Below are 6,230 nucleotides of genomic sequence, written 5' to 3'. Positions count from 1 at the left end.
TCGCCACCCGCGGAAGAAAAAGCTGCAGATGTAACAGACCCAGATGATATAGATGCCTTGCTTGATTCCGTAGCTAATTCTGCGGCAGCAGTTGAACAGCCTATCGCCGAAAAAGTCGAAGATGTTGATATAACCGACCCGGATGATATTGATGCGTTACTTGAATCAATGTCAGGTAATGCGCCAGCAGTTGAACAGCCTATCGCCGAAAAAGCCGAAGATATCGATATAACTGACCCGGACGATATTGATGCGTTACTTGAATCAATGTCAGGTAATGTGCCAGCCCCGCAACAAGATGTGCCAGCGACGATGAGTGAGCCAAAATCTGATATGGAAATGGGCGAGCAAAGCGATATTGATAAGACAATGGAAAAAGGCAGTACGTTAAATGCTGAAGAGCAGAGAATTCAAGAAGAAATAGCAGAAAATGAAGCGAAAATTGCCGAATTCACTGCTGAATATGTAACGCCATTTCTTACAGCTGATTTTAGCGATATTATGGCTAAAGAAAGTGAAGTTAAGTTAGATCCTGAAACACTGGGAAGTAATGACGTTGATGAATTAGATGATGATTTAGACATCGACGCACTTATTGCCGATACCATCAGCAAAGATGAAGCTTCACAACGTATTCAACAAGATGAAAGAGAAGATATTGGTGATAACTTAACAGGCTCATCAATTGACGAAACACTCAATAATCAAGTTGATGATGGCTTTACTGAGTCTGAATTAAGTCAGTTATTAGCAGATGAGTCACTTGAGATAGATGCGGAACAAGTAGACGAAATTTCAACTGAGTCTATCGCCTTATCACCTGATTTCAACGATGAAGATATTTTGGCAGAATTATTAGCTGAAACGCATGATGCAGAGGAAGACAATTTAGAAGAGATCGAGGAATTAGATGTTATTGGTGAGTTAGATGATGTTGATTTTGATGAACTATTAGCGAATATTGAAGAGGAGTCAGCAGCAAGATCAGTTGAGCAAGATGAGATTGAGCAGCCCCTTGATGACATTGGTGATGATTTAATTGATAACAGTTTGGGCGAAGAAGGTATCCAAAGCGATCAAACAGTAGAGCCAAGAGAAAATTACGTGTCTGTTGATGATCTTCTCACAGAAAGTTTAGGGGAGATTGACAAGTCAGAGCCTTACGAAAAAACTAATATTGATGTCGGTTTAGGTCAGTTTTCTCAAAATGAAAGTGGAGTTGATGTTGATGAAAATGGTTCAATGTCGAGTCAATTAGATTTAGCAAAAATGTACATAGAGATGAGTGATGAAGAAAATGCTCAAGTGATCTTACAAGAGGTGCTATCAAAAGGCGATGTTATCCAGAAAATTGAGGCACAGGAATTATTAGATTCATTGTAAGGCGTTAATATTGGCAATAGCCTAACTGCATAAAATAAAGGATAATACGCAGCGAAAATAATCTCCTCACTAGAAAAGGCGGGTTTGCATGCGTTATGCGTTAGGCATTGAGTACGATGGTAAAAATTATTGTGGTTGGCAACGTCAAGATAATGTTATTACGGTACAAGAAAAGTTAGAAAAGGCATTGTCTAAAATTGCCGATGAACCAATAGCGGTTGTTTGTGCAGGGCGCACCGATACGGGTGTTAATGCGACTAACCAAGTGATTCATTTTGATACTTCAAAAACACGCAAAGATACTGCCTGGACATTAGGCGTAAATACTCATTTACCTGCAGACATTGCTGTAGCATGGGTAAAAAAAGTAGACGACGAATTTCATGCACGCTTCAGCGCTACTGCTCGTAACTATCGCTACATCATCTACAATCAGCCGCTTCGTTCTGCAATATTAAGTCACGGTATAAGCCATTGCCACTATGCTTTAGATGAAAACCTTATGCAGCAAGGTGCTGATTTTCTTCTTGGAGAGCATGATTTTACCTCTTTTAGAACCGTGCATTGTCAGTCACATTCTGCTGTTCGTACTGTGAAGCATTGCCGAGTGACACGACAAGGTGATTATCTTGTTGTCGATATTAAAGCTAATGCTTTCTTGCACCATATGGTGCGCAATGTTGTTGGTAGCTTAATGCGAGTTGGTCAATCACAAGAAACACCACAGTGGATGAAAGAGGTATTATTAGCTAAAAATCGCTGTGTTGCAGGGGTTACTGCACCACCAGAAGGGCTATATTTTGTTGATGTCGATTATCCGGATAACTTCGACTTACCTAAAAGCCGTTTAGGTCCATTATTTCTATAGGTAAAAGTTTTATAGATAAAGTGACTATAAATAAAAAATTTAATCAAATGAGTACTATTTACTGAGCAGACCAGTTTTTTCTATATTGTATGGGTTATAGTATGGTTTAATAAGCAGTTTACAATTATACCCATTCTACTTGAAGAGGCAGGATTCAGCTGGAATTATAAACGCCTTTAGGTAAGGCATTGATTGAAGAGAATAGTTATTCTATTGTCGAAATCAATAACGCAGCATAAAGCGTTTATAAACCAGCCCTTTGGGGAAGCCTGAGCAAACCATACTCGTCGTTACATATTTTTTAAGGGAATAACCCTTAAAAAAAAATGTGTCTTGATTATGATTCGCTCAGATTTCCTGAAACGAGCATCTTCAAGTGGAATGGATATAGACTAGTTTGAAATAGAGTTTGATGGAGTATCTCCATCAATAAACCGACAGATATTTCGTTGCAACAGGCCAAAATAAAATTATGAGCTGGATAGAAAAAATTCTCCCGAAAGCAAAAACGACACAAAAAAGTAACATTCCTGAAGGTGTCTGGAGTAAATGTACTTCATGTAATGCAGTGCTTTATAAAGCTGAATTAGAGCGTCAAATTTCAGTATGCCCTAAATGTGATCACCATATGCGTATCAGTGCACGTAAACGTATTGATAGCTTTCTTGACCAAAATAACCGTATGGAATTAGGTGAAGAATTTGAAGCACAAGATATCTTAAAGTTTAAAGACTCAAAACGATATAAAGATCGTCTTAGTGCAGCTCAAAAAAATACCGGTGAGAAAGATGCACTCGTAGTAATGAAGGGTGAATTACATGGTATGCCAGTTGTGGTTGCTGCATTTGAATTTGGATTTTTAGGTGGATCAATGGCTTCTGTTGTTGGTGCTCGTTTTGTTAAAGGTGCTGAATACTGTTTAGAGCATAACATACCACTTATCTGTTTCTCTGCTAGTGGCGGTGCCCGCATGCAAGAAGCGCTTTTCTCTTTGATGCAAATGGCAAAGACCAGTGCTGCTCTAGCTAAATTGAGTGAAAAAGGTCTCCCTTACGTGTCTGTATTGACGGATCCAACAATGGGCGGTGTATCAGCAAGTTTAGCTATGTTAGGTGACATTAATGTTGCTGAGCCTAAAGCACTTATTGGTTTTGCTGGCCCACGTGTTATTGAGCAAACTGTTAGAGAGAAATTGCCTGAAGGTTTTCAACGCAGTGAATTCTTATTAGAAAAAGGCGCTATTGATATGATTATCGATCGTCGTGAAATGAGAGTTACTTTAGCGCGTATGTTAGGTAAGTTTATGGGTCAACCTAGCGTTGTTTCGTAAGTTATATCTACTAAGAGACGTTATCGTCTCTTTTCTCTAATCACTTGTTGATCGAATAAATGTCAAAATACAATTCAAGCCACTATCAAGATTTTACTCATCTCGATCAGTGGCTTTATTATTTAGAAAACCTACATAGCAGTGAGATAGAACTTGGTTTATCTCGAATTGGCAGTGTAGCAGAGCGTTTAGCTATTGATTTAAGTTTTGCTAAAGTTATTACGGTTGCGGGCACTAACGGTAAAGGTACCACCTGTGCCTTTATCGAAAACGCCTTGCTTAGCTGCGATATTATTGGATCACAGCAAGGTGTTGCTGTTTATTCCTCTCCTCATATAGAGCGCTTTAATGAGCGACTTCGAATCAATAAAAAAGATGTTCAAGATAAAGCGTTAATTGATGCTTTTAAGCGAATTGAAGATGCCCGAAAAGAGATTTCTCTGAGTTATTATGAATACACAACGCTAGCTGCATTACTTGTGTTGATGCATGCTAAACCGAGATTTATCATTCTTGAGGTGGGTCTTGGTGGTCGCTTAGATGCAACCAATATTATTGATGCCGATATCGCGGTCATCACTACCATCGACCTCGACCATCAAAGTTATCTAGGCAATGACCGAGAAAGTATTGGTTTTGAAAAAGCAGGCATCATGCGACAAGGGCAAGATATTGTTATAGGTGATACTAATGTACCTAAGTCAGTATTAGCCCATGCTTATAAGTTGCATGCAAGTCACGGTGAGAGATTATTTTTACGTGATCAAGATTTTGTCGTTAACAATGGCGAATTCCTATGGAACTGGCAAACAACACAAACACAGTTAACTGCACTAAAACAGAGTTATATTCCACGAGAAAATGTCGCGACTGCACTAATGGTATTAGAAAAACTTAATCTACCACTTACCACTGAATTTGTGAATGAGGTGATTTCGATAACCAAGGTCGCAGGGCGAACAGAATTAATAAAAAAAATAGGTCATTGTGATGTCATTCTCGATGTAGGGCATAACCCACAGGCTGCCCGTTACCTTGCTGGTTACCTCAAAAAGGTAAAAAATCAAGCTGGCTATCAAAAGGTTTATGCCGTAGTTTCCATGTTGAGCGATAAAGACATTAGTGCAACTTTACAGCCACTTAAAGATGAGATCGACTTTTGGTATACTGGAGCGCTAAGTGTGCCAAGGGCTGCCACAAAAGAAACCATGGTAAGTAAGTTAGCAGTATTCACTGATGCGGTAAATTGTTTTGACAATGTAGATGAGGCCTTTAAAATGGCAAATAAGCAGGCAAATGAGAATGACTTAATTCTTGTTTTTGGGTCATTCTTTACTGTTGCGAAAATCAGAACTCAGCTAACTGTTTGTTAGTCGAATAGTATTCATTTACCGAATAAATTTTTCCGAATAGGTTAAGTTGTATTTAATTAGGAGTGTCCCTTGTCTACACCGTTTCAAAATCGCCTTGTAGGTACTATCATCGTTGCAGCAGTGGTTATCATTTTTTTACCTGATTTACTTGATGGTGAGAAAAAACAGCACCAAGATGATTTTGAAGCTATCCCAAAAGCGGAGGTCTTTTCGGGTAAATTGACAAATAAACCATTCCCTGATGATAAATTAGTACGAAAAAGTATTACGCCAATCACAAATGAGCAAGCTATTGATGAAGATGTTAGTGACCATTTGGCCCCTGAAATCACGAAGCAAGACTCTAAAGTCGAAGAGATAATAGCAAAAGCTATAATAAAACCACCTGAGGAAATAGTTAGTAAGGCAAATAACACCTTACCTGAAAGCGCGATTGCTAAAGAAGCTTGGGTTATCCATTTAGGTAGCTTCAAGAATAAAGACAATGTTGCCCAGTTATTAATAAAACTAAAATCTAAAGGCTATATTGCCTTTACTAAGCCTATAAAAACCAAGCAAGGTACATTGACTAAGGTCATTATAGGGCCAGAGTTGATAAAATCATCGCTGATTAAAAAATTACCAGCACTGAATACACTCACCGGTATCCAAGGTAAAGTTGCGTATTTTGAGCCAAATAAGTAACAGACTTTTATAAAATGCTAGGCATTATTTGGCTAATTCTGGTAGAATGCGCGCCTCTAATTTAGAGAAACTCAACGAGACACCGAAGTTATGGTTTGGATAGATTACACCATTTTGGCCATTATAGGCTTATCAACACTAGTTAGTTTGATACGAGGCTTTGCAAAAGAAGCGGTATCTTTAGTGATTTGGATCAGTGCTTTTTTCATTGCCAGCACCTTTTATGCAAACCTAGCCAATCTCTTAACGAATATTTCTGATCAATTCTTGCGTAATGCTGCCGCCGTTGCCATTCTTTTCATAACAACGCTAGTGCTTGGCGCTTTAGTTAATTATCTCATTGGGCAATTGGTCAGTAAAACAGGGCTTTCCGGTACAGACCGTATATTAGGGCTCGTTTTTGGAGCGCTTCGTGGCGTACTTATTATTAGTGCAGTGATCTTTTTTGTTGATGCTTTTACTGGTGCAGAAAATACAGTGTGGTGGAAAAGCTCTCAATTAATTCCTGAGTTCAAATTAGTCGTAGAATGGTTTTTTGAATACCTTAAAGGGTCATCAAGTTATATAACTTAGTTGTTGTTCGTAATGACTA

Annotated in this window: 6 protein-coding genes; all 6 read left to right on the top strand. The window is 38.6% G+C overall.

Going from position 1 to position 6,230, the window contains the following annotated elements; translation table 11 throughout:
* On the top strand, window positions 1-1,383 hold a 1,383-nt coding region (locus CXF71_RS07920), incomplete at its 5' end, for a FimV/HubP family polar landmark protein (RefSeq protein ID WP_157826708.1).
* 88 nt (window positions 1,384-1,471) lie between these two features.
* Window positions 1,472-2,251, top strand: a complete 780-nt coding sequence (truA, locus tag CXF71_RS07915) for a tRNA pseudouridine(38-40) synthase TruA (protein WP_101232396.1) — start codon at window positions 1,472-1,474, stop codon at window positions 2,249-2,251.
* A 472-nt stretch (window positions 2,252-2,723) separates the two neighbouring features.
* Window positions 2,724-3,581 carry an acetyl-CoA carboxylase, carboxyltransferase subunit beta gene (accD, locus tag CXF71_RS07910; RefSeq protein ID WP_101232395.1) on the top strand — a complete coding sequence of 286 codons (858 nt, stop codon included), beginning with the start codon at window positions 2,724-2,726 and terminating at the stop codon, window positions 3,579-3,581.
* 59 nt (window positions 3,582-3,640) lie between these two features.
* Window positions 3,641-4,954, top strand: coding sequence for a bifunctional tetrahydrofolate synthase/dihydrofolate synthase (gene folC / locus CXF71_RS07905; protein ID WP_101232394.1), 1,314 nt, complete (start codon window positions 3,641-3,643; stop codon window positions 4,952-4,954).
* Between the two features lie 69 nt (window positions 4,955-5,023).
* Complete coding sequence (locus CXF71_RS07900; RefSeq protein ID WP_101232393.1) at window positions 5,024-5,638, top strand: SPOR domain-containing protein; 615 nt, start codon at window positions 5,024-5,026, stop codon at window positions 5,636-5,638.
* A 90-nt stretch (window positions 5,639-5,728) separates the two neighbouring features.
* Window positions 5,729-6,211, top strand: coding sequence for a CvpA family protein (locus tag CXF71_RS07895; RefSeq protein ID WP_101232392.1), 483 nt, complete (start codon window positions 5,729-5,731; stop codon window positions 6,209-6,211).
* Window positions 6,212-6,230: the final 19 nt, after the last annotated feature.

The sequence above is a fragment of the Colwellia sp. 12G3 genome (assembly GCF_002836775.1).
Taxonomy (GTDB): domain Bacteria; phylum Pseudomonadota; class Gammaproteobacteria; order Enterobacterales; family Alteromonadaceae; genus Colwellia.
This window is presented reverse-complemented; position numbering and strand designations above follow the sequence as displayed.

Excerpts from the sequence above, each read along its gene's own strand:
- truA (WP_101232396.1), top strand. The coding sequence starts at position 1,472 with ATGCGTTATGCGTTAGGCATTGAGTACGATGGTAAAAATTATTGTGGT.
- accD (WP_101232395.1), top strand. The coding sequence starts at position 2,724 with ATGAGCTGGATAGAAAAAATTCTCCCGAAAGCAAAAACGACACAAAAA.
- folC (WP_101232394.1), top strand. The coding sequence starts at position 3,641 with ATGTCAAAATACAATTCAAGCCACTATCAAGATTTTACTCATCTCGAT.
- CXF71_RS07895 (WP_101232392.1), top strand. The coding sequence starts at position 5,729 with ATGGTTTGGATAGATTACACCATTTTGGCCATTATAGGCTTATCAACA.